This is a genomic window from Cephaloticoccus capnophilus, assembly GCF_001580045.1.
Classification (GTDB): domain Bacteria; phylum Verrucomicrobiota; class Verrucomicrobiia; order Opitutales; family Opitutaceae; genus Cephaloticoccus; species Cephaloticoccus capnophilus.
This window is the reverse complement of sequence record NZ_LSZP01000047.1, coordinates 1-21,427: the sequence shown is the minus strand read 5'-3', so window position 1 is coordinate 21,427 and position 21,427 is coordinate 1. Positions and strand designations below refer to the sequence as shown.

Annotated in this window: 14 protein-coding genes; 9 read left to right on the top strand and 5 right to left on the bottom strand. The window is 59.2% G+C overall.

Annotated elements, in window-relative coordinates; all coding sequences use genetic code 11:
• Positions 1–151: 151 nt before the first annotated feature.
• The 4 genes from pyrH (at position 152) to AXK12_RS06060 (ending at position 5,121) form a co-directional block, all read left to right on the top strand.
• On the top strand, positions 152–898 hold the full coding sequence (gene pyrH, locus AXK12_RS06075; protein WP_068712517.1) for a UMP kinase: 747 nt from the start codon (positions 152–154) through the stop codon (positions 896–898).
• Positions 899–976: 78 nt separating this feature from the next.
• Positions 977–1,528 carry a ribosome recycling factor gene (gene frr, locus AXK12_RS06070; RefSeq protein WP_068712646.1) on the top strand — a complete coding sequence of 184 codons (552 nt, stop codon included), beginning with the start codon at positions 977–979 and terminating at the stop codon, positions 1,526–1,528.
• Positions 1,529–1,577: 49 nt separating this feature from the next.
• Positions 1,578–2,720, top strand: coding sequence for a glutamate 5-kinase (proB, locus tag AXK12_RS06065; RefSeq protein WP_068712515.1), 1,143 nt, complete (start codon positions 1,578–1,580; stop codon positions 2,718–2,720).
• Between the two features lie 364 nt (positions 2,721–3,084).
• Positions 3,085–5,121: an ATP-dependent helicase gene (locus tag AXK12_RS06060; RefSeq protein ID WP_068712513.1), complete on the top strand. Its 2,037-nt coding sequence runs from the start codon at positions 3,085–3,087 to the stop codon at positions 5,119–5,121.
• Between the two features lie 131 nt (positions 5,122–5,252).
• On the opposite strand, the gene AXK12_RS06055 is transcribed toward AXK12_RS06060, so the two are convergent.
• The 4 genes from AXK12_RS06055 to AXK12_RS06040 all read right to left on the bottom strand — a co-directional run bounded on the left by AXK12_RS06055 (position 5,253) and on the right by AXK12_RS06040 (position 14,401).
• Positions 5,253–6,560, bottom strand: coding sequence for a citrate synthase (locus AXK12_RS06055; RefSeq protein ID WP_068712511.1), 1,308 nt, complete (start codon positions 6,558–6,560; stop codon positions 5,253–5,255).
• A 183-nt stretch (positions 6,561–6,743) separates the two neighbouring features.
• The gene (locus AXK12_RS06050) at positions 6,744–9,419 is read right to left on the bottom strand and encodes a TonB-dependent receptor domain-containing protein (RefSeq protein WP_197457013.1); all 2,676 of its coding nucleotides are present in this window, start codon (positions 9,417–9,419) and stop codon (positions 6,744–6,746) included.
• A 495-nt stretch (positions 9,420–9,914) separates the two neighbouring features.
• The gene (locus AXK12_RS06045) at positions 9,915–11,555 is read right to left on the bottom strand and encodes a hypothetical protein (RefSeq protein WP_231863561.1); all 1,641 of its coding nucleotides are present in this window, start codon (positions 11,553–11,555) and stop codon (positions 9,915–9,917) included.
• 539 nt (positions 11,556–12,094) lie between these two features.
• Positions 12,095–14,401, bottom strand: a complete 2,307-nt coding sequence (locus tag AXK12_RS06040) for a TonB-dependent siderophore receptor (protein WP_068712505.1) — start codon at positions 14,399–14,401, stop codon at positions 12,095–12,097.
• A gap of 694 nt (positions 14,402–15,095) precedes the next feature.
• On the opposite strand from AXK12_RS06040, the gene AXK12_RS06035 reads away from it, so the two are divergent.
• From AXK12_RS06035 to AXK12_RS06020, 4 genes are all read left to right on the top strand, one after another.
• On the top strand, positions 15,096–15,506 hold the full coding sequence (locus tag AXK12_RS06035) for an RNA recognition motif domain-containing protein (protein ID WP_068712503.1): 411 nt from the start codon (positions 15,096–15,098) through the stop codon (positions 15,504–15,506).
• A 235-nt stretch (positions 15,507–15,741) separates the two neighbouring features.
• A complete protein-coding gene (locus AXK12_RS06030) occupies positions 15,742–17,154 on the top strand; it encodes a DEAD/DEAH box helicase (RefSeq protein WP_068712501.1) in 1,413 nt (470 codons plus the stop codon).
• A gap of 76 nt (positions 17,155–17,230) precedes the next feature.
• Positions 17,231–17,701 carry an FKBP-type peptidyl-prolyl cis-trans isomerase gene (locus AXK12_RS06025; protein ID WP_197457012.1) on the top strand — a complete coding sequence of 157 codons (471 nt, stop codon included), beginning with the start codon at positions 17,231–17,233 and terminating at the stop codon, positions 17,699–17,701.
• An 87-nt stretch (positions 17,702–17,788) separates the two neighbouring features.
• Positions 17,789–18,061 carry a hypothetical protein gene (locus AXK12_RS06020; protein WP_068712499.1) on the top strand — a complete coding sequence of 91 codons (273 nt, stop codon included), beginning with the start codon at positions 17,789–17,791 and terminating at the stop codon, positions 18,059–18,061.
• Positions 18,062–18,577: 516 nt separating this feature from the next.
• Here the strand turns inward: AXK12_RS06020 and AXK12_RS06015 are convergent.
• Positions 18,578–19,753, bottom strand: coding sequence for an ATP-binding protein (locus AXK12_RS06015; protein WP_082782697.1), 1,176 nt, complete (start codon positions 19,751–19,753; stop codon positions 18,578–18,580).
• Positions 19,754–20,244: 491 nt separating this feature from the next.
• Here AXK12_RS06015 and AXK12_RS06010 point away from each other — a divergent pair, with 491 nt between their 5' ends.
• Positions 20,245–21,156: a phosphoribosylaminoimidazolesuccinocarboxamide synthase gene (locus AXK12_RS06010; protein ID WP_068712497.1), complete on the top strand. Its 912-nt coding sequence runs from the start codon at positions 20,245–20,247 to the stop codon at positions 21,154–21,156.
• The last annotated feature ends 271 nt before the right edge of the window (positions 21,157–21,427 follow it).

Below are 21,427 nucleotides of genomic sequence, written 5' to 3'. Positions count from 1 at the left end.
CTCGCTTGACCTCGCCGTGAACGGCGAGGCTTGCGCTTCGGTTAGTGGTCACGCCTCCGACCCATCTCGGCCTGAGGGAAAGGTAATGCGCCCCACCTCTCGTGCACTGGCGATTGACGGAAACTGACATTTCCCTTCCGCTCCTTCGCGCATGAACGACGAGCCGCCCTCCCCTTCCTCCAATGCAGTAAAGTATAAACGCATTGTTCTAAAGCTCAGCGGCGAGGTGCTGCGCGGTGGCAAAAGCGGTGACCCCATCGACGCCCCAACCCTTCAGGCCATTTGCAACCAGATTAAGGAAATCCACGCGCTCGGCGTGCAGATCTGCGTCATCATCGGAGGCGGCAATATTTTTCGCGGACTCCAAGGCTCGAAACAAGGCGTAGACCGCACCACCGGCGACTACATGGGCATGCTCGCCACCGTCATCAACGGCCTCGCGATCATGGACTGCCTCGAAAAACTCGGCGTCACCACCCGCGTCCAAAGTGCCATCCCGATGAACCAAATCGGCGAGCCCTTCATCCTTCGCCGCGCGGTTCGCCACCTCGAAAAAGGCCGCGTCGTCATCTTCGTCGCAGGCACCGGCAATCCCTATTTCTCGACCGATACGACTGCTGCGCTGCGCGCCAGCGAGATGCGGGCCGACATCATCATGAAGGCCACCAAGGTCGACGGCATCTACGACAAAGACCCCGTCCTCCATCCCGACGCCGTCAAGTATGACGAGCTCACCTTCCTCGACGCGCTCAAGCAGCGGCTCAGCGTCATGGACTCGACGGCCTTCTCGCTCTGCCTCGATAACAACGTGCCGATCCTCGTCTTCGACCTCAGCGACGAGCACGCCATCCGCAAAGCCATCGCCGGCGAGAAAGTCGGCACCCTCGTTCACGCGTAAACTCTCTCCGCGAAGGCTCTTAGCTGGCACGCGGTTTTGGATCGCGCGCCCGCCCTCATTTCCGCAGCTCCCTACATTATGAGTAATCACCCAATCCTCAGCGACGCGAAGGCCCGCATGCAAAAGGCCATCGACCACACGCTCCACGAGTTCAGCACCATCCACACCGGCAAGGCCACGCCCGCGATGGTCGAGACTATCGTCGTCGAAGCCTATGGGACCACCCAACCGCTCAAAGCCTGCGCGGCGATTTCGACGCCCGATGCACGGATGATTCAAATCCAGCCCTGGGACATCACACTCGTCCAAGCGATCGCCAAAGCCATCCAGCAAGCCAACCTCGGCTTCAACCCAATCATCGACGGCAAATCGCTCCGAGTCCCGCTCCCCGAGATGAGCCGCGAGCGGCGCCAGGAGTTCGCCAAAGTCGCCCACAAACTCGCCGAGGAAGGCCGCGTCCAAGTCCGCAACGTCCGGCGCGACGCGATGGACTCGCTCAAAAAAGACGCCGCGCTCCCCGAGGACGAACGCAAGCGGCACGAGAAGGAAGTCCAGACCCTTACCGACAGCGCGATTAAGGACATCAACCAACACCTAGAGCACAAAGAGAAAGAGCTCTTCGCAGTCTGAGTTCGTTTGCCTTTGCCCGCTTTTGTAACGCCCGACTGCGCGCCTGACCTTGAAAGCTGAAAACGCACAAAGCCGCGAAAAACCGCCCCCCGCACGAGTGGTCATCAAACTCGGCACGGGCGTTCTCACTCGCGGTATTGGCGAGCTGGATACTGAGAGAATTGCCAGCGTTTGCTCGCAAGTCGCCGCACTACGCGCCGCAGGGACGGAGGTCTTTCTCGTCTCCTCCGGCTCGGTCGCGCTCGGGATGGGCCGCCTCGGGCTCAGCCGCCGCCCGAGCGACGTCGTAAAAAAACAAGCCTGCGCAGCCATTGGCCAAGGGCTCCTCATGCAGATGTGGCAAAGCCACTTCACCCCACACGGAATCACCGTCGCCCAAGTCCTGCTCACGCACGAAGACTTGCGCAGCCGCGACCGGCACCTCGCCGTCAAAGCGACACTCGAGTCATTAATCGCCTACGGCGTCGTCCCGGTAATCAATGAAAACGACACCGTCAGTGCCGCCGAGATTGAGGCCCTGCTGCGCTTCGGCGATAACGACACGCTCTCGGCGATGGTCGCCAGCCTAGTCCACGCGCAGCACCTCTTCATCCTCTCGACTGCGCCCGGGCTCATCGACCTCGACGGCACGGGCGAGATCGTCCCCTTCGTCGCCAAAATCACCCCCGAGGTTGAGGCCATGGCACGCGGCACCACCAGCGAGACCGCCGTTGGCGGGATGGTCTCGAAACTCTCCGCCGCCAAACTCGCGCTGCGTGCCGGCTGCGGCGTCTTCATCGCCAGCGGAGCCGAGCCCGACATCGTCGCGCGACTGCTGCGCGGCGAAGCCCCGGGCACGTTTTTTGCCCCGAGCGGCCCAACCCTCGAAGCGAAAAAACGCTGGCTGCTTCACTTCCAGCGGCCCAGCGGCACGCTTCACATCAACGACTGCGCCGTGCCCGTCCTCCGCGACCAAGGCCGCAGCCTACTCTCTGTCGGTATCACCCACGCCAGCGGCAAGTTTGAGGCGGGCGACATCGTCAACGTCGCCGCGCCCGACGGCACACTCATCGCACGCGGGAAGGCCACCTACTCCGCCTCCGAAATACCCACAATCGCCGGACTCAAAAGCGCAGACGTAAAGGCCCGCTACCCCGACCGCCGCCACCACGAAGTCATCCACCGCAACGACCTCGCCGTTTTCGAAAACTGAGCCCACTCCGCTCTGAGCTTCCACTACGCGTGGGGCGCAGCCGCAGGCTGATTTATTTGGCGGCGGGCTCGTTGGCCCGCCGCCCATCGCTGCACCCATTCACAGAGCCGCTTGGCGGCGGAAGTTTACTGGTGATTTTTCCCACTTCGCCCAAACGGGTTATCACTCTACCTTCTTACTCCTCGCCCTGTCGCAACGCGACAGGGGGGAACTCTTTCAAATTTGGGATTTCGCTTTCGCGCGATAGCGCGTTGCGAAATCCCAAATTAAATGGAAGCGGTCACTGACCGCAGCCCCACGCGCAGTGGAAAAGTGCGCCGCGAGGCCTTGCTCTCGCGAACCATTACGCCCTGATCGCAGGGCAATGGATTTTGAGCCGACCTCCCAGAAGCCGCCCACGCACGCGTTTGCCGTTCCCCAGATTGACTTCGCCGCAGAGCTCAACGCCGAGCAATACGCCGCGGTGACTGCCCCGGCGGGCCCGCTCCTCGTCCTCGCAGGTGCAGGCTCGGGCAAGACCCGCACGCTGACTTACCGCGTCGCCTACCTCCTCTCGCAAGGCGTCCCGCCGGGCGAAATCCTGCTCCTCACCTTTACCAACAAAGCCGCCAAAGAAATGCTCCACCGCGTGGAGGAGCTCACCGGCTACGAGCCACGCCGGTTTTGGGGCGGCACCTTTCACTCGCTAGGCAATCGCGCGCTGCGGCTCTACGGCGAGGAGATCGGGCTCTCGCCCCGCTTCACCATCCTTGATGCCGACGAGTCAGAAACGCTCCTCAAGCAATCGGTCGAAGCCCGCGATAAGCTCTTTTTTAAAAACAAAACCAACCCGCGCCCCGGCCCGCTCTTCAGCGTGCTCTCGCTCGCGCGCAACACACAACAGTCCATCGAGACGACCGTCCGGCACTCCTTCCCCCAATACCGCGACATCGAGCACCGCTTCGCTGATTTCGCCGCGCACTACGAAAAAGCCAAACGCGAACAAGACGTCATCGACTTCGACGACCTGCTCGAGTTGTGGCTGCGGCTCCTGCGCGAGCGCGAACAAGTCGCCGCTTATTTTGCCCACCGTTTCCGCTACCTGCTCGTCGACGAATACCAAGACACCAACCCGCTCCAGGCGCAGATCGTCGACACACTCGCCCCGCACCACTGCATCACCGCCGTCGGCGACGACGCGCAGTGCATCTACTCGTGGCGCGGCGCGGATTTTGAGAACATCATGACCTTCCCCGAGCGGCACGCGGACACGGTCATCCATCGCATCGAAACCAACTACCGCTCCACCCCAGAAATCCTCGCCTTTGCCAACGCCGTCCTCGAAGCCCAGCCCAGCGGCCGCCACTTCGACAAAGAGCTGCGCGCCGCCCGCCCGCGTGGCGAAAAACCCTACGTCGTCCAAGCAATCGACGAACGCGAGCAAGCCGAGTTCGTCCTCAAACGCACCCGTGCCCTCATCGAAGACGAAGGCGTCTCGCCGAGCGAGATCGCCATCCTCTACCGCTCGCACTTCGTCGCGCTCGAAATGCAGCTCGCGCTCGCCCGCGCCGGCCTCCCCTACCAAATCACTAGCGGCGTAAAGTTCTTCGAGCGGCAGCACATCCGCGACCTCGTCGCCCTCCTGCGCTTCGTCTACAACCCCAGCGACACCTTAGCCTGGCAACGCATCGCGGTGCTGCTCCCGAAGGTTGGCGAAAAAGGCGCACAGAAAATCCACGCCGCCGCGCGCGACCATGCCGCACTCCTACGGGCCGACCTCGTCACCGCGCTCGCCAGCGACGACGTCCAAAGCAAGGTGCCCAAAGATGCCCGCGACGAGTGGCCGCACTTTTGCGCCTCGCTCGCCGAAGTCGCCGACCAACTTCGCGACACCCCGGCCTCGCCCGCGCTCGCCGTCGAGCGCGCCCTCGAGGGCTGGTATGGCGATTACCTGCGAGGCGCCTTTGCCGATTACAACGACCGGCTCGACGAGCTGAAAGCACTGGCCGGCTTCGCGGCGCGCTTCGACGGCATCCAAGAGCTGCTCGCGCAAATCGTCCTGCTCAACGGCGAGACCGCCGACGCCCGCAGCGCGGAGTCCGGGGCCGACCACGCCGCCGCCATCCGACTCACCACCATTCACCAAGCCAAGGGACTCGAGTACGACGTCGTCTTCTTAATCGGCCTGGCCGACGGCCAATTCCCCAGCCGCCGCGCAATCGACTCGGGCGACATTGAGGAAGAGCGGCGGCTGTTCTACGTCGCGGTCACTCGCGCGAAAGACGCGCTCTATATGAGCTACCCGCAAGTCGCCAGCCGCCCCGGCCCCGGCGGGATGATGAACACCCCCAGCCGCTTCCTCAAAGAAGTCCCGCCCGAACTCTACGAAACCCTGCGCATCAAACGGCGCTTCAACTATTAGAGGCTGAGGCCGTTTCAAACGCGAACCGCGGTGCGGCTTACGGCGCAGCCCGAAGGGACAGGATTTTACGCCTCCACCCGCTGCGCGGTGGCTCGGTCTGCGACCGCGACACACCGCGCTCAATAAAAGCCTCAAAGAGGCCGGGCGGCCATCGGCACGTAATCGCGCTTTACAGGGCCGGTGTAAACCTGGCGCGGGCGGTAGATGCGGCCCTTCGGCTGTGAGGCGACTTCATACCAGTTCGCGATCCAGCCGGTTGTCCGGCCCATTGCAAAAATCACGGTGAACAAGCTCACGGGAATCCCGAGCGCACGCATGATGATGCCTGAGTAAAAATCCACATTGGGGTACAGCTTGCGCGATAAGAAATAATCGTCGCGCAGTGCCGCTTGCTCTAGGTGGCGCGCGATATCGAGCAGCGGGTCGTTAATGCCGAGCTTCGCCAACACCTTCTCGCAAGCTGCGCCGATGATTTTCGCGCGCGGATCGAAGTTGCGATACACGGCATGGCCGAAGCCCATCAGCCGCGTGCTCTTACTGCCCGACTTCGCTTGCTCAATGAAGCGAGACCCGTCGTCGCCCGCGTCATGGATTTGCTGGAGCATTTCCATAACCGCCGTGTTCGCCCCACCGTGCAGCGGGCCAGAGAGCGCAGAGACGCCAGCCGAAAGCGAGGCGAAGAGATTGGCCGAGCTAGAGCCAACCATGCGCACCGCCGCCGTGCTGCAGTTTTGCTCGTGGTCGGCATGCAGGAGCAGGAGTAGGTTGAGCGCCTTCACGACTTCGGGCTCGGCGAGGTAGTCCGGCCCGCCGGGCTCTTTTTGCGAAAACATCATGTGCAGGAAGTTTTCGCAAAACGTCGTGTCCTTCGACGGCACAAAGGGCAGCCCTTTGCGGTGGCGATAAATCATCGCGCCAAGCGTACGCGTCTTGGAGATCGCCATCGCCGCCGCCGTATCAAACACGGCTAGGTCTTTCTCAAAATTGTTCGCCGCCAGCTCGGGGTGATGCGCAGCGAGTGCCGCGACGACCGAGGCAAGAATCGTCATCGGCGGGGCCGTGCGCGGGAAGCCTTCAAAGATGCGCTGCAACGGCTCTTCGACTTCGGCATGCGTACGCAACAGGTCGCCAAACGCACGCCGCTGTGCCGCGTTGGGTAATTCACCGTAAATGACGAGGTAGGCGGTCTCCACAAACTCGCTCTGCTCAGCGAGCTGCTCGATCGGGTAGCCGCGATGCCGCAGGATGCCCGCATCCCCATCGATGTAGGTGATTTGGCTCTCACAAGACCCCGTGTTGCCGTAGCCTTGGTCGAAACAGATATAGCCCGACTCGGCCCGCAATCGCCGCACATCCACTGCTTTCTCTCCTTCGGTGCCTTCAATAAAAGGCAGTTCGTAGGTTTTGTTCTCAAGGTGGAGTAGGGGCGTCTTCGTCATAAAGATGGGGAGTAAATCAGGTTGGCTAACTGATGCAAAACAAAGGGCTCAAAGGGGCTTCATTTTTTGCGAAGGGCTACGTAGGCCCTTCGTAACGCAGACCTATTTTTTATGCGGGCTACTCGTTGGCAGCTCGTCAACACACATCACCCGAAGAGAACGCGCTCACGGTAGGCGGCTCAACTAAAACGTCTTCTTCACGTTCGCGTAGAGGCGGCGCATACGGGGATCACCGAAAGTGCTGTAGTAGTAGCCGCGCGACATGTCGGTGGGTGGGGCTTTGTCCAAGACGTTCTTCGCACCGAGCGTCAGCTCCAGCCCCTCGAAGGCACGGTGGCGACCCCGGGTAGACACGCGGTAGCGCACGAAGACATCGTGATAAATCTGACTGGCGACAAGCGGGCCTCCTTGGCGGCGAATGGAGGTCGTACTGGTCGGGGTGATACGGTAGCGGCTGTAATACTGCGTCGCCCAACCGCAGCTCCAAGGCCCGCGCGTCCATACGAGACTGCCGTTAATACGCTGATTGAGCGGGCCGCTTTGCGAAGGAATCCCGCGCCGCTCAAGCACGCCCGAGGTGATCGAGGTCTGCGTGCGGTAGTAATCGCTGAGAGTCGCATTGGCCGCGATATCCACGTCGCCAAAGCTGCCCCCGCGCCACAAGTAACGCGCCCCTAGGTCGATCCCCGATGTCTCCATTTTCAGCATGTTCATCACAGCGCGGTTAATCTGGATGACTGGCCCCACGGGATAATACGGATCACTCGGATCAACGGGCCCGCGAATGACGCGGCCCGGGTACTCGTCTTCTTCGTCAAGGAGTGCCTGTGTGCCCGGAGTGGTGATGTTGTTGCGCTTCTCGATCCGATACCAATCCGCCGAAAAGCGCAGCCCGGGAATCCTCTCGGGGCTCCACACGAGGCCGATGTTCAGATTACGCGAGGTCTCGGGGGTGATAGCGGTATTGCCGCCTCTCAGCGTGAAAATATCGACTGCTTCGCCACCGCGTTTCGGGTCGTTGACTGTACTCGTGCTCGTCGAGAGCGTCGGCTCAGTGAGTTGAGCGTAGGTCGGCGCGCGGAAGCCGCGACCATACGACGTGCGAAAGATCAATTCACGCACGGGTAGGTAGCGTATCCCGAAAGTCGGCACCGTGGTATCGTATTTACTGCCCGCCGTCTCGACGTTGAAACGCTCGTGCCGTGCCGCCAGTTGCAGCTCAGCACTGTGCAGCCACCGGCGGCGTTGGTGCGAGGCGACGAGTGGCACGGTGGCCTCCGTATAGAAGCTATCAACCTGCTGGCGGCGGTGGACCGGTGGCGGGTGCAGATCGTCGCTGTTACCACCGATGCCGAATTGGCGTAACTCGCGGCGCTCGATGCCGTTGGCGAGTATAATCTCCCCGGCGTACCACCAGTCGCCCAAGCCACCCGCAGCGCGCAAGGTGCTATCGCTCGACCACGCATTAGTGATCCTGTGGAGCATCCCCGCATACTCATCAATCAGCGTGGGAAACGAGCTTGTGTCGCGCAGCACGTCCAAAACCCCATCATGAATCGCGTCCTCGCGGGTCGGGCTGCCGTAGCGCGTGAGATACTGGTGGTGATTGACCGAGTGGCTCCACGAGTAGTTGCCGACCACTCGCCAGCGGCGCGGTAACTCATACTCGAAGCCCACTGCCACGCGCTCACCGCGAATCGTCGTATTCACCTCCGAACTACTCCGGCGGTCGACGTTTCGCACCGGATAGGTCACTTGTACATCTTGGCCAAAAGGGTTATTCGGCGAGTCCGCGAAAAGCCGCACAGTCCACGCCCCATACCAACTATCGTAGGGGTTTTGCTCGCTGTGCGAATAGCCTCCATCAAAAAACACCTTCAGCTTCTCGGTCATCTCGCGGCTGCCGTTTAAGCTGAGAGACTTGGAGCGACTCGCAGCCATAATCTCCGCGTCTGCGGTGAAGCCGCTGGCCATCCCGCGCGCGAGGTCGAGGTTGTAGGTCCCTTGATTATCGATGAGCGGCTGCAGCCCATCAATCTGCCACCCGCGATAGCCTTTCGGGATGTGAGTAAAGTGCGACGAGCCAGGGCCGAAAAGCGGACTCCCATCGCGGCTGCGAATATTCACCAAGGCCCCCCAAGGCGGACTCGCTCTCGTCCCCGCAGGCACGTAAAACGCATCGGGGTCATTCTCCAAAATTTGCGCACGGCCCTTTCGCTGAAAATCGCGCTGATGCCCGTACAGTGCCCGCGTATCTTGGTACTGCGCAGAGATGAGGAGCTGTGTACGACCGCCCTCAAACTGGAAACTGGAGGTCCAATTAAAAGTCTCAATCGGCGCATGCCAGTCGTCCGTCATCTCAAAACGCGTATTGAGCTCGTGCCCGCTGTACTCGCGGCGGAGCACCACATTGATGACACCCCCGACCGCGCTAGAGCCATAAATCGCCGACGCCGAAGCAGGCAGCACCTCGATCCGCTCAATCGCCGCCAGCGGGATCCCGTTAAGATCTGGCTGGTCACCCGCCTCGGTGCTGCTCGAGCGCCCCACCCCGGCCACGCGACGGCCATTGATTAAGACAAGCGTCTCTGCAGCACTCAGCCCACGCAGACTAAAGCTACTGGCACTGCCGCCATAACCCGTCGCACTCTGTGCACTAGAGGAAAACGCCGTGTTCATCGTGAGTTGCTGCCTGAGCAAATCCTCCACCGTCGTCGCCCCAGAGCGGGTAATCACCTCGCGCCCAATAATCGAGTACGGCTGCACATCGTACTCGCTGCGCAGCAAGTCCATATTGCCCTCGTAAGCCGTGCGCTCGATGCGGTCGCTCGACACCTCGAAGGCTGCCAGAGTCAACACGTCTGTAAGCCCAGCCTCGCTCTGATCCTCTTCTCCCGGCATCGAGCGACTCTCCACCCGCTGCGCCCGAAGCGATACGGCGCCTGAGAGCACAAGAATAGTCGCTAATAGAGGCCACAGCCGATTGGGCCGAATAAGTCCTCTGATTCCCAGGGAGTAGTTTTGCTTGGTCATTAGTCTTACTTTTTAGGGCCGAGGAGAAGGATGCTTAATTAAATGAGAACAAGTCCTAATTTCTATATTTGCGCATTTTCTATCCACAAACCGCCGAGGCCCGGCCTACGGCCTAGGGTCTGCTCCCGCATCAAGCGCGAGGCATCTGGCTCGCCGCTCGCCACTGCTTACGGCGCAGCCCGCAAAATAGAAACGGTTCACGACCGTCCGCGCGGTCGGTGTCAGAGGTCACAGACCTCCACTACGCGTGGGGCGGCGGGCCAACGAGCCCGCCGCCAAATAAAACAGCCTGCGGCTGCGCGTTTGAAACGGGAGTAGGCCCTAGTTCTGCGGTGTCAGGGCGTAAGGGGTGGGTGTCGGCAAGACTGGGTTTTGCTCAGGTGTGAGCCGTATGAAGACCCACTCGTTATCGACTCCCTGCTCAAACTCCATGGGCCACCCCGCTCTAGCGAGTTCAGCTAGCACCTGTTCACCACGATCCTCATATCCCTTACGATTAAGCAAAATCCCAGCAAAACCATACGACTCTAAGGTGGCCGCCATCCCTCTAGGAGCCAACTCCTGCACATCAAGCTGCCAGTCCGCTCCCTGTCGGCCTTTATTACTGCCGTATGAATAGCGTAGCTTAGTCGAATACAAGAAAGGGCGCATGGCTTGATAATGATGAAAATCACCTTTGAATTTCCCTCTACCCCAAAAGGGCTCGGGGAAGTCCGTCGCAGGCAATATATAAATCATACTTCCTGGCTCTAAACCGTGCTCTAAGCGAGAAACTAGAGCTTTGTCCGCTTTCACATAATCAGCCACCTCGTAAAGAGCGGGAGGTGGGGACGGTGTTCGATAAGCGCTCCATGACTGCTCTAGTAAGCCGCAGACAGCACCCACCCCAAGGAAGAAGAGCCTTAGCGTAGGATTCCACTTACGTGTTAACTTATGACTTATAAAGACAAAGTAGAGTAACCCTATCGTCGCAATCGCGGTAGAGTAGCGATTTGTCGCTCTGATTTCATAGAAATCAAAAACCAAGCTAAAAACGGAGTGAAGCCCTCCGAAAGCCGTATAGGCAATAATCCAAATGGCAGCTAGGCAAGGGAGCGAAATCGACTTTCTTGAGATTTGACGCTGAGAACTTTTGAAAAGTAAGGCTAACAAGCCAAGGGCAGCAAAAAGCCCAATATAGCTCCCAAAGTTTTCTCCTATTTTAATCATGCCTCCGTCGTAGTACCTTGAAAGGACAGTCGACACAATAGGCAGAGGTGGTGGAGTTTTAGGGAGAAAGAGGTCGATAGGCTTGAGCGCCCATTGCTCAATATCCGCATAGGACCTGACCACAGCCATAGCGTTATCCCCATAGCTAATCCTATATATAATAAAACTACCAAGAAAAACCCCGGCACTTAGGCATGTAATCGCAAAGGGAATAAGCGCTTTAGTAAAGTCCCGACTCCGTTTTATGATACGAAATAGGAGGGCGAGTACATAAAGTTGAAGAAAGAAAAAGATCCAGTAAATATTTAATAGTCCACTCAATAAACTTACCACGAGAGTCAGCCTGAATCTGCGAGACCTCCAAGATAGCTTTTGAGCAGCGGAAACATACCACAAGATATAGAATTGAAGAGGAAGGAGGCCTGTAAAGATGATCCCTAGATGCTGAATCGAGCGGGAGTTGTGCGGCAAAAAGGCATAAGTCACTGCGAATACCCAAGCTGGCACTCGATTAATCTTCCACAGTCTCGCTGATAGGTAAAATGAAAGAGCTGCCAGCACACACGACAGTATCAGCATAGCATTTGCAGCTGGCATGAGCCCAACCACTCGCGCGACTTGACCTCCTACCCAGATAATTACGCGTTCAGTCTGCGGGAAGTCATTTAACTGACCTACAAATGGCGCACCAAGTGATTTCGTATAAATATGGGAGAAAAGCCCCAAATCGCCCTCTTGGGCGAGCTTCATCATCCCTAGTACATAGTGAGCATCGTAGGCATAACGGGTTGGTAGCTGAAAGTTACTCCCCCAGCGGTTTTCGATAGTCAGCCATACTACGCACACGGTTGCCACCAGCAACAGCAGTCGTGCTACACGGCCAATTTGCATCTGCCAGAAGCAAGAAAATCGAGTTTTATGCCTGATTATAGGCTCAACGGATCGATTGCGTGTCTTCGGCGGATTCTTGCATTAAGGACAAGTCAGATTGGGCAGGATTGCTGTGTTGGCTAAAGTAAGTCCTTTCGGACAAGTGCTAGCCCATGTTGCTCCACAAAAAAACCAGATCATTTCTGATCTGGTTTAAAGGGAGCGGTTTACCCGATCCGTCTCGATAACCTGACGGCGTACTGTGAGTACGCGGTGAAGAACTCCGACCCTGCGGTCGGAGCTTCTCCTCCACAAGCTAGGGGAGCCTTCGGCTCCCTATGACGATGACCTCGCTTGACCTCGCCGTGAACGGCGAGGTGCGCGCTTGGGTGAGTGGTCAGGTTAGCCGTCCTGAGCAGTCTTCAAAACCTTACGGTGATGGTCCCGCGGATATTCCGACCGTCGGCAGAAGCTAGCCCGGGCTGGGAGAAGCGAGCCCCTGCACCGGAGAAGTAGTTCTTTTTGTCGGTGAGGTTATCGACCATCAGGCGCAGGGTGTAGCGGCTCCACTGGTACGAGGCGCCTGCACTCCAGCGGGTATGACTGGGGACGAAGAAGCTCGTCTGCGTTACCACACCCAGAGGGGTGAAATCAGGAACCGGTATGTCGCCTGCGCGCTCGCTAGCGTAGTTGGCACCGAGGGTGAAGCTAAGGCCTTTGAGCGCACCGTCTTGGAGCCGGTAGTTGAGCATAGCGGCAGCGAGATGGTCGGCGACAGCGCGGACGTTGCGGCCACGCGCGTCGCGCATTTTGAGGTTCGTCACGCTGGCCATGACCGAGAGGTTACGGGTGAGGGCTCCCATCACTTCGAGTTCAGCACCGTGGTTGGAGTAGTCAGAGAGAAGGTCGGTGGGTTGATTCAGGTCGCCCGCGTAGTATGCGGGGTTGGCGACGACGAAGTTGGTCTGGGTGATTTCGAAATACGCAAAGTTTACACCAAGCCGCCGCTCGAAGAACTCCATCTTCGCGCCCCATTCGTGCTGTTTTCCCTCACGCCACAATGGCTGAGAGTTAAACGTCGCGGGAGCCGCATTGGTCGAATAGCTGTAGTAGAGCGAGGCATTGGGTGTCACGCGCACGAGCGCAGAGCCGAGAAACATGTCTTTCGAGGCGTCGAGGCCGCCGCTGGTTCCTCTGACTTTGTTGCGCGATTTACTCTGTGTATCGTAGTGGAGCGCGCCGCCCGTCAGCGCAATACGATCCTCCCAGAATGTGACGCGCTGGTTGAGGTAGGCTTGCCAGTTGGTCGCCTCGTTTTCGTTATCGGTACTTAGGGCTGTGTCCCAAGTCGGAGTGGAGTCGTGGCTCGCAATATCGAAAAGATTGAGCGGGGCGATTGTACCATTAACGCCCCTAGAGACCGATTCGCTATCCGAGCCCGCAAAGCCCGCGACTGTTTGCAGCTTTGCATACGGAGTATCAAAGCTGAGCACCCAGTCGTTTTGAATCGAGTAGGTGTCGCCCCTAGCATAAAGGCCGCGAGAGACCTGAAGCTGAATGGCTGTGGGATCGTAATAGGGTGAGTTAGTCGCGACGTAGGGGTTGAGATTCGCGTCGTGAGCGAGACTCGGGTCGGCGAGTGCCCAAGTCTGGTTGGGCGTAAGGATTCCAGTGTAAGGGTTGTAGCGGTTACTCGCGCTGGGAGTCGTAATGTGGGCTTGGTCGGAGCCCTCCCCAGTTCTCTGGAAGCGGCCGGCCAAACGCATACTGAGGTATTGGTTAAAGGATGTGCTAAACTCCAGTGAGAGACTGTGTTTTTGGTAGGAAAGTCCACTCCACGGTGGAGTGCCGTTAGTCCCCCTCCAGTTAAAGCCGGGGGCCGGGCTTGGGGTTTGCCCACGCTGCACAACCTCAGGATCTACAATCATTAACTGCTCACGGAAGGTGCGAGTCTCGAACCAGTCGTAGCGCACGACGAGCTCGCTCGTGGGGCTGATCCGCCATGCGAGCTGCGGGGCGATGACCTTGTTACGCAGCTTTGCAGTGCTCGATAGGTAGCGCTCGGTGTCTTGGTAGGCAGCGATGAGCCGATACGCGAAGCGGTCGGAACCGGGGAGCGGCGCGGTCGTGTCGAGTGTGACCTTTTGTGCATCGAAGTCGCCAACCAGAGCCGTGAGCGAATGTTTCGCCCTAAACTCAGGAGCCTTGGTCACGATATTGACCGTGCCGCCGGGAGGACCTCCGGGAGAGAGGATCGCATTGGGCCCCTTACTCACTTCGATGCGTTCAATGAGGGCTTCATCGAAGTTGTGGTTCCCGGTATCGGCGAAGCTATTAACAGTGCGCCCGGAAAGCTCGAAGCCGCGAAGCGTGATGCGGTCTTGATAGCTGTTCCCCCGGCCATCTTGGACGCCGGCTATGTATTTAGTGGCGTCGTAGACGCGGGTCGGAGCGATATCTTCGATAAGATCACGAGGCAGGACGGTGATTGAACTCGGAGTTTCGATTAACTGAGTGCGAACGCGTGCAGACGATACCGCATCTGCGGCGCGGTAGCGGTCAACCGTATCGCCTGCAACTGAGAAGGCGGGCAAGACGACCGTTTCATCGTCCGTTTGTTGTGCTTGGTCAGTACTGTAGGGGCTGGATTGAGCGACAAGCTCTGGAGCTATGCAGCAAACGAAGGCGCAAAGGCCAAGCGCGACAGGGAGTAGCTGGGGGCTTTTCATCGGGGTATTTATTTTTGTGGTGTTTTGACGTGCCCAAGGCGGGCACAAAAAAAACCAGTCACGGCACAGAGCTGCAACTGGCTGGGAAATAAGTTTTAAGAAATGTAAGCTGTTTTAAACAAACAGACTGAAAGCGATTTAAGGTGACTAAGCTTAGCGCGCCGCAGCGCAGCCAGCAGCCGCAATGCGGCACTAGTGCAACGGGGCCCGATTTGGGCGTCGCGGTCAGTCGGGGTAGCATCGGACGGGGTAAGGGGTGCCGCATGCATTCAGGTATCTGCGTACAGCGCAAGGAGTAACCCTGCCCATCTCGCCGCATTACGCTACTTTACGTATACTTTGTTAAGCCTACCTTGCTCACGAAAGTAAGCGCGCAATACGGTTGCACATTCCTCCGCGATTAAGCGCTTAAAAAAGCGAGGCCGACAGCCACCTAGCGCAAACACCTTCGCCACTTACCCGTACTGGTCAGCATCACGCCCTCGGCTAACCCGCCCTTGCCCCATGATAATGACCTGCGAATTCGGGCTTGCCGCACGCCACTCACTCTGCCTCCTTCGCCGCCCTCGATAGAGAAAAACGTTAGATGACAGGATCTGGTGAGTCGTTAGCAGAGCAAGGGCTCTAGTGATGATTTCGAAACCCACGGTGGGAACAGAACTGGCAGCGGACGCGAAGATCTACGAATCATCAGATGAGCAACTCCAAACTGTATGTCGGTAACCTCCCCTTCAAAGCCAACGAGGATGACCTACGTGCCCACTTCGCCCAATTTGGCGATGTTACCGACGTCTACGTGGCGATGGATCGCATGAGTGGCCGCCCCCGCGGCTTCGCCTTTGTCACAATGGGCACCGAAGAAGAGGCCAAGCAGGCCGCCGAAAAACTCAATGGCACCGACTTCGATGGCCGTCAGTTGACTGTTAATGAAGCCCGCCCGAAGGAAGAGCGCCCCGCTGGCGGCGGCTTCGGTGGCGGTGGACGTGGCGGTTTCGGCGGTGGTGGACGCGGCGGCTTCGGCGGCGGACGCGACCGTGGTGGCTTCGGTGGCGGTGGACGCGACCGTGACCGCGGCGGCTATGACCGCGACCGCGAGCGCTACTAAGCCGCCTCGCAGCCGATTCCCCCTTTTCTCAAAAGAACGGAGCCTGTTTGGGCTCCGTTCTTTTTCTCTAAAACTGCGGCGAAAAATCTAAAATCGCCGCGCCCTTCCTAGGTGCTGTGCGGTGGCATGTTCTCCGGCCCGGCAAAGTGCCTGCCTCTCCCTTTTTTCCCTTTCGCTAAGCGAGTTCGCCTTCCGTTTTGGCGTCCGCGCAGCGACCCGACCGCTACCAGCACCCATGCCCTTTAAAGCACTCAATCTCTCCGCGCCCATCCTTCGCGGCATCCAAGCCGCCGGTTACGCCGACCCGACCCCCATCCAGCTTCGCGCGATCCCCGTCGTCCTCGGCGGCGGCGATCTCATCGGCTCCGCACAAACCGGCACCGGTAAGACTGCCGCCTTCGCGCTGCCCATCCTCGACCGGCTCCTCGGCGCGCACGAGCACACGGCCCAAACCCACGCCGAACGCCGAAAGAGCAGTAACGGCGGCAACTCCCGCCGCCCCCGCGTCCTCGTCCTAGAGCCCACGCGCGAACTCGCCGCCCAAGTCGAAACCTCCTTTCGCGACTTTGCGCGCTACACCGATCTACGCACCCTCGCCGTCTTCGGCGGCGTCGGCTACGGCCACCAACGCCGCGAACTCGCACGCGGGGTCGACATCATCGTCGCCACCCCGGGGCGCCTGATGGATTTCCTCAACGACGGCACGCTCAGCCTCAGCGATCTCACGACCCTCGTCCTCGACGAGGTCGACCACATGCTCGACATGGGCTTCCTGCCCGCCGTGCGCGAAATCATAGGCCGCTGCCCCAGCGAGCGCCAAACACTCCTCTTCTCGGCAACCGTACCGCCCGAGATTCAAGCAATCGCCTCCTTCGCGCTGCGTGACCCGGCACGCGTCGCCATCGGCGTTGACCGCTCGGTAAATAACTCGGTCAAACACGCGCTCTACCCAGTCGGGTATCCCCAAAAATTCGACCTGCTGCTCGCGCTCCTCGAACGCACCGACTTCGACAGCGTGCTCGTCTTCTCGCGCACCAAACACGGCGCCGACAAAATTGCGCGCAAACTCCGCGACGCCAACCACTCCGTCGCCGTCCTCCACGCCAACCGCTCGCAAAACCAACGCATTGAGGCCCTCGCCGGCTTCAAGTCCGGCAAATACGAAGTCATGGTCGCGACCGACATCGCTGCGCGCGGAATCGACGTCGCAGGCGTGTCACACGTTATCAACTACGACGTCCCCGAAAAACCCGAAGACTACGTCCACCGCATCGGGCGCACGGGCCGCGCCCAAGCTGTCGGTGACGCCTTCACCATCGTCACCCCCGAAAACGAGAAAGACATCCGCGACATCCAGCGCTTCATCGGCGCACGCATCCCCGAGCTCCAGCTCGAAGGCTTTCCCTACGGCCCCTACGAGCCGGGCCCCGAAAGAGAACGCGGACGCGGCGGCTTCGGCCAAGCGCGCCGCTCGGGCAACACCAGTGGACACGGCAGCGCACGAGGTAATTTCGACCGACGCTCCGGCAACGCTGGCGGCGGGCGCTCGGGAAACCGTAGCAGCGACGCAAATACAGCAGGTAGAAATGCCAGCCGCAGCGGTCGCGCCCAATCGCGCAGTACCTTTTCGCCACGCGGGCGCGGGTAGGCCCGCGCTCCATTTCGCCGATTCTAAAAAAATCCGTGAACTTTCGCAGACTCATCCGCTAGCTTCGCCCCCCATCATGTTACGCCGCATCGCACCGCTCTTCCTTTTTGCACTCGCCGCCCTCGCTCCACTGCCTCTGCACGCGCAACGCGAAAAGCTCCCGCCCGAAGACCTTGAGTGGGTCGAGCAAAACTTCCCCAACGCCGAAATCTCCAACACCGGCATCCGCTACGTCGTCATCGAGCAGGGCGACGGCCCGACCGCCAAGCGCGGCCAAATGGTGTCGATGCTCTACATCGGTCGCTTCATTAATGGCGACACCTTTGACCAAAACCTCGATCCCCAAAAGCCCTTCAAGTTTCGACTCGGGCGCGGACAGGTCATCCAAGGTTGGGATCAAATCATCCCCCTCATGCGCCCCGGCGATAAGTGGCTCGTCATCATCCCACCCGAGCTCGCCTACGGCACCCGCGGCCAATCCCCCAGAATCCCGCCTAATACCACGCTCGTTTTCACGATGCAGTTACTCGCTGCCGACAAGAAGTAACGCGGCTTGCGCCCCTGCCGAACACGCCCACCGCCTCCCCATTCGCGCTCGCTGCGCGCTCAAATCCGCATCTAGAACCGCCTCGCTATGCCTTTCCCAAAATCGCGACTCCTTTTTGCCTCCGTACTCCTAGCGACCGCCGCCGCCGCCGCCCTTAGCTCCGGCTGCTTTAGCTCTGCCAAAAAGAAACGCGCCGAGGAAAAATCGATCCCCCTCGCCGTCGAGCAAGCCCTCAAAGACCGATGGACGGAGAAACGTAGCACCGAACTCGTCCAACAAGGGCTTAGCCCTTACGCCGCCCAACGACAGGCGGAGTCCGAGTTTTCTAAAAAATACAGCTACACCCAAGTCGCTCAGTAGTCGGGGACGACAACTCAAGGGTCTGTCCCCGTTTCAGACGCGCGCCGCGAAGGAAGCAGATTTTTCGCGCAGCAAGGTGAGGGCCGCAGCGCAGCTCACCAGTGAGCAGCACTTTTCCACTCCGCGTGGGGCGGCAGTCAGTGACCGCACCCATTCAATTTAGGATTTCTCATCGCGCTATCGCGCGAAAGCGAAATCCCAAATTTGAAAGCATTCCCCCTGTCGCGTTGCGACAGGGGGAGAAGGTAGAGTGATAACCCGTTTGGGCGAGGTGGGAAAAAGCACGGATAAATCCACATCCCAAAGATTGTGGCCCTTTTCACAGAGCCGCTTGGCTGCTGTGCGCATGCACGGCAACCAAGCGGCTCTGTAAATGGACGGCGGGCCAGCGAGCCCGCCGCCAAATAAAACAGCCTGCGGCTGCGCCCCACGCGTAGTGGAACTCTGTGAGCTCTGACATTTACCCTGCGGGCAGGAGAGGCGGGGTGCGGCGCGCGTTTGAAACGGGGACAGACCCTAGCGCCCCATTTGCGCGATTGCATCCATCAGATTGGGTAGGCCGATTGCCTCGATTTTCTCATCAATCGAGTAATTCCGCTGCCCAGGATAGACTACGAAGAGCTTTTTTAGCGGCAGGTCAGCTAAGGCGCGCAGCATCGAGCGACTGCGCTTGGGCGTACCGCTCGCCTTAAACTCGAAACCGTAGGTCCCGCTCGGGCGGACCAGCACAAGGTCAATCTCGGCCCCGCTTTGTAGCCCCCAAGTGAAACAGTCCTCCGCCCGCGCCTCGCTCAACGCAATAATCTGCTCAATGCAAAAGCCCTCCCACGAAGCACCGAGAATCGGATGCGCAAGCAGTTGCTGATAGTCGCGCACCATCAGCATCGCATGGAGCAGCCCGCTATCGCGCAGATAGATTTTGGGGGCCTTGCGCAGCCGCTTGCCCGAGTTGGTAAAGAACCGCGGCAACTCGCGTGTAATAAAAGCCCCCTTAAACAACTCCAAAATCCGCTGCACCGTCTTGTAACTCACCCCGACTAACTCAGCCGCCTGCGAGTGATTCCAGTACTGCCCGTGGTAGTTGGCCACCATCTGGAGCAGCCGCTGGAGCTGCTCGTCACTTAGTTTGATGTCCGCAATCCCACGAAGATCCTTGCTCACAAACTGAACCACGTAGTCGAGCCGCCAATCCAGCGAAGCCTCGCTCTTCGCATTCAAATAAGAACGAGGGTAACTGCCGCGTAGCCACAGCCGCTCCCAGTTCTCCCAGCCCACCTCGGAACAATTAAATCCCGAAACGGGTAAAAGACGCACGCGCCCGGCCAAACTCTCCGAAACGCCGCGCACGATGTAGGGCGACGCGCTCCCCGTGATCACAAAATGCGCGGGCTGCTCCGGCCTATCCGCAAGGATGCGCAGCTTCATGAACAACTCGGGCAGCAACTGCGCCTCGTCGATTACCACTGTACCAGTAAGTCGATCTAAAGCCGAAAAATGATGCTCAGCTAGCAGGCTCCGGCTCGCATAGTCATAGAGGTCGAAGTAGTTCCCCGGCCCGCTCGCCAACTCCCGCACCAGCCAAGTCTTCCCACACTGCCTAGGGCCAAGCAACGCAGTCACCGGCGAAAGCGCCATCGCCTCTTCAATCCGCTCAAGCTGACGTGGCCGCTCAATTTTGGAAACCGTTGTCATAAAAATAACCACGTTTTTTAGAACTAAACTTCTAATTTGCAAGGTATAATCGTAAACTAACCACGTTTTTTAGAATCCAAACTCTAATTTACCAGGTATAACTTTAAGCAAATCACGTTTTTTAGAACTTAACTTCTAAAAACCCGATTTAGTATCTAACTCCCTTTTCCATATCGAGTTACAAACTGATAAAATGCCAAAATCGCTCCCCTTTCACCCAATTTCACGGCTTTAGCGCTAAAATTTCCTCCTCCCAAAGTCGCCCGCCCCACAAGTGAAGAACTCCGCCCCTGCGGTCGGAGCTTCTCCGCCACAAGCTAGAGGAGCCTTCGGCTCCATATGACGATGACCTCGCCCTGAACGGCGAGGTGCGCGCTTTGGTGCGTGGTCAGCGGCCAAGTTCCCGACAGGGAAGAAATCCGCTGATTAGCAAAGAATTCCGTCGCCGGATGACCCGTGCTCTGCCACACCCACAGCAAAATCGCACCCTCATGACCTACGCCGAGATTGCCGCTGCGTTGCCCGAACAGGCTCGCACGGCCTCCCCCTCCCTCCCCTTCCCACGCATCGCCTCCGGTAAAGTCCGCGAGCTATTCGACCTCGGTGACGCCCTGCTCCTCGTCGCCAGCGACCGACTCTCCGCCTTCGACGCCATCCTCCCCGACGGCATCCCCGGTAAGGGCATCATTCTCACGCAAATGAGCCTCTGGTGGTTTGAGCAAACCGCGCAGCTCATCCCCAATCACCTACTCCCCGACCAAGCAGGCGAGTTCGCACGGCGCGGCCTCACCGATCCCGACCTACAACTCCGCAGCATGATCGTTCGCAAGCTGCGCCCGCTGCCCATCGAGTGCGTCGCACGCGGATACCTCATCGGCGGCGGTTGGAACGCCTATCAACAAGCCGGAGCGCTTTGCGGAATCCCGCTCCCCGCCGGACTCCGCCAAGCCGAGAAACTCCCCGCCCCTCTCTTCACGCCCACGACTAAAGCCCCCAAGGGCCAAAGCGACGCGCCCATAACCGAGCCCGAAGCGACGGCACTGCTCGGCTCTGCACTTTTTGAGCAAGTCAAGGCCGCGAGCCTCGCGCTCTACGAATTTGGGGCTACCCGCGCCGAAGCCGCCGGACTCATCCTCGCCGACACGAAATTTGAATTTGGTACCGACGAGCAAGGGGCACTCCACCTCATCGACGAAGTCCTCACTCCCGACTCTTCCCGCTACTGGCCTGCCGACCGCTACCAAATCGGCATCTCGCCCCCCAGTTACGACAAGCAATTTGTTAGAAACCACCTCGTCGCCATCGAGTGGGACCCGCAATCCCCCCCGCCCAAACTCCCCCCCGAAGTCATTCGCCGCACCCAACAAAAGTACCTCGCCGCACTCGAAAAACTGCTGGGCTAAAACCCCACCGCCCCCCTCTCCTCGGGTCTGCTCCCGTTTAAAACGTGGCCGACGACGACGAAACCGCCGTCGCCTAGCGCCGCGCCGATACGCTTTTTCCCACTACGCGTGGGGCGGCAGCGTGTCGCTGCACCCATTTACCGAAGGCTTGGCTGCCGTGCATTCGCACGGCAGCCAAGCCTTCGGTAGAAAGGAACCCAAACTTGGAGCCGGGAGTTTACTGGTGATTTTCCCCACTTCGCCCAAACGGGTTATCACTCTACTTTCTCCC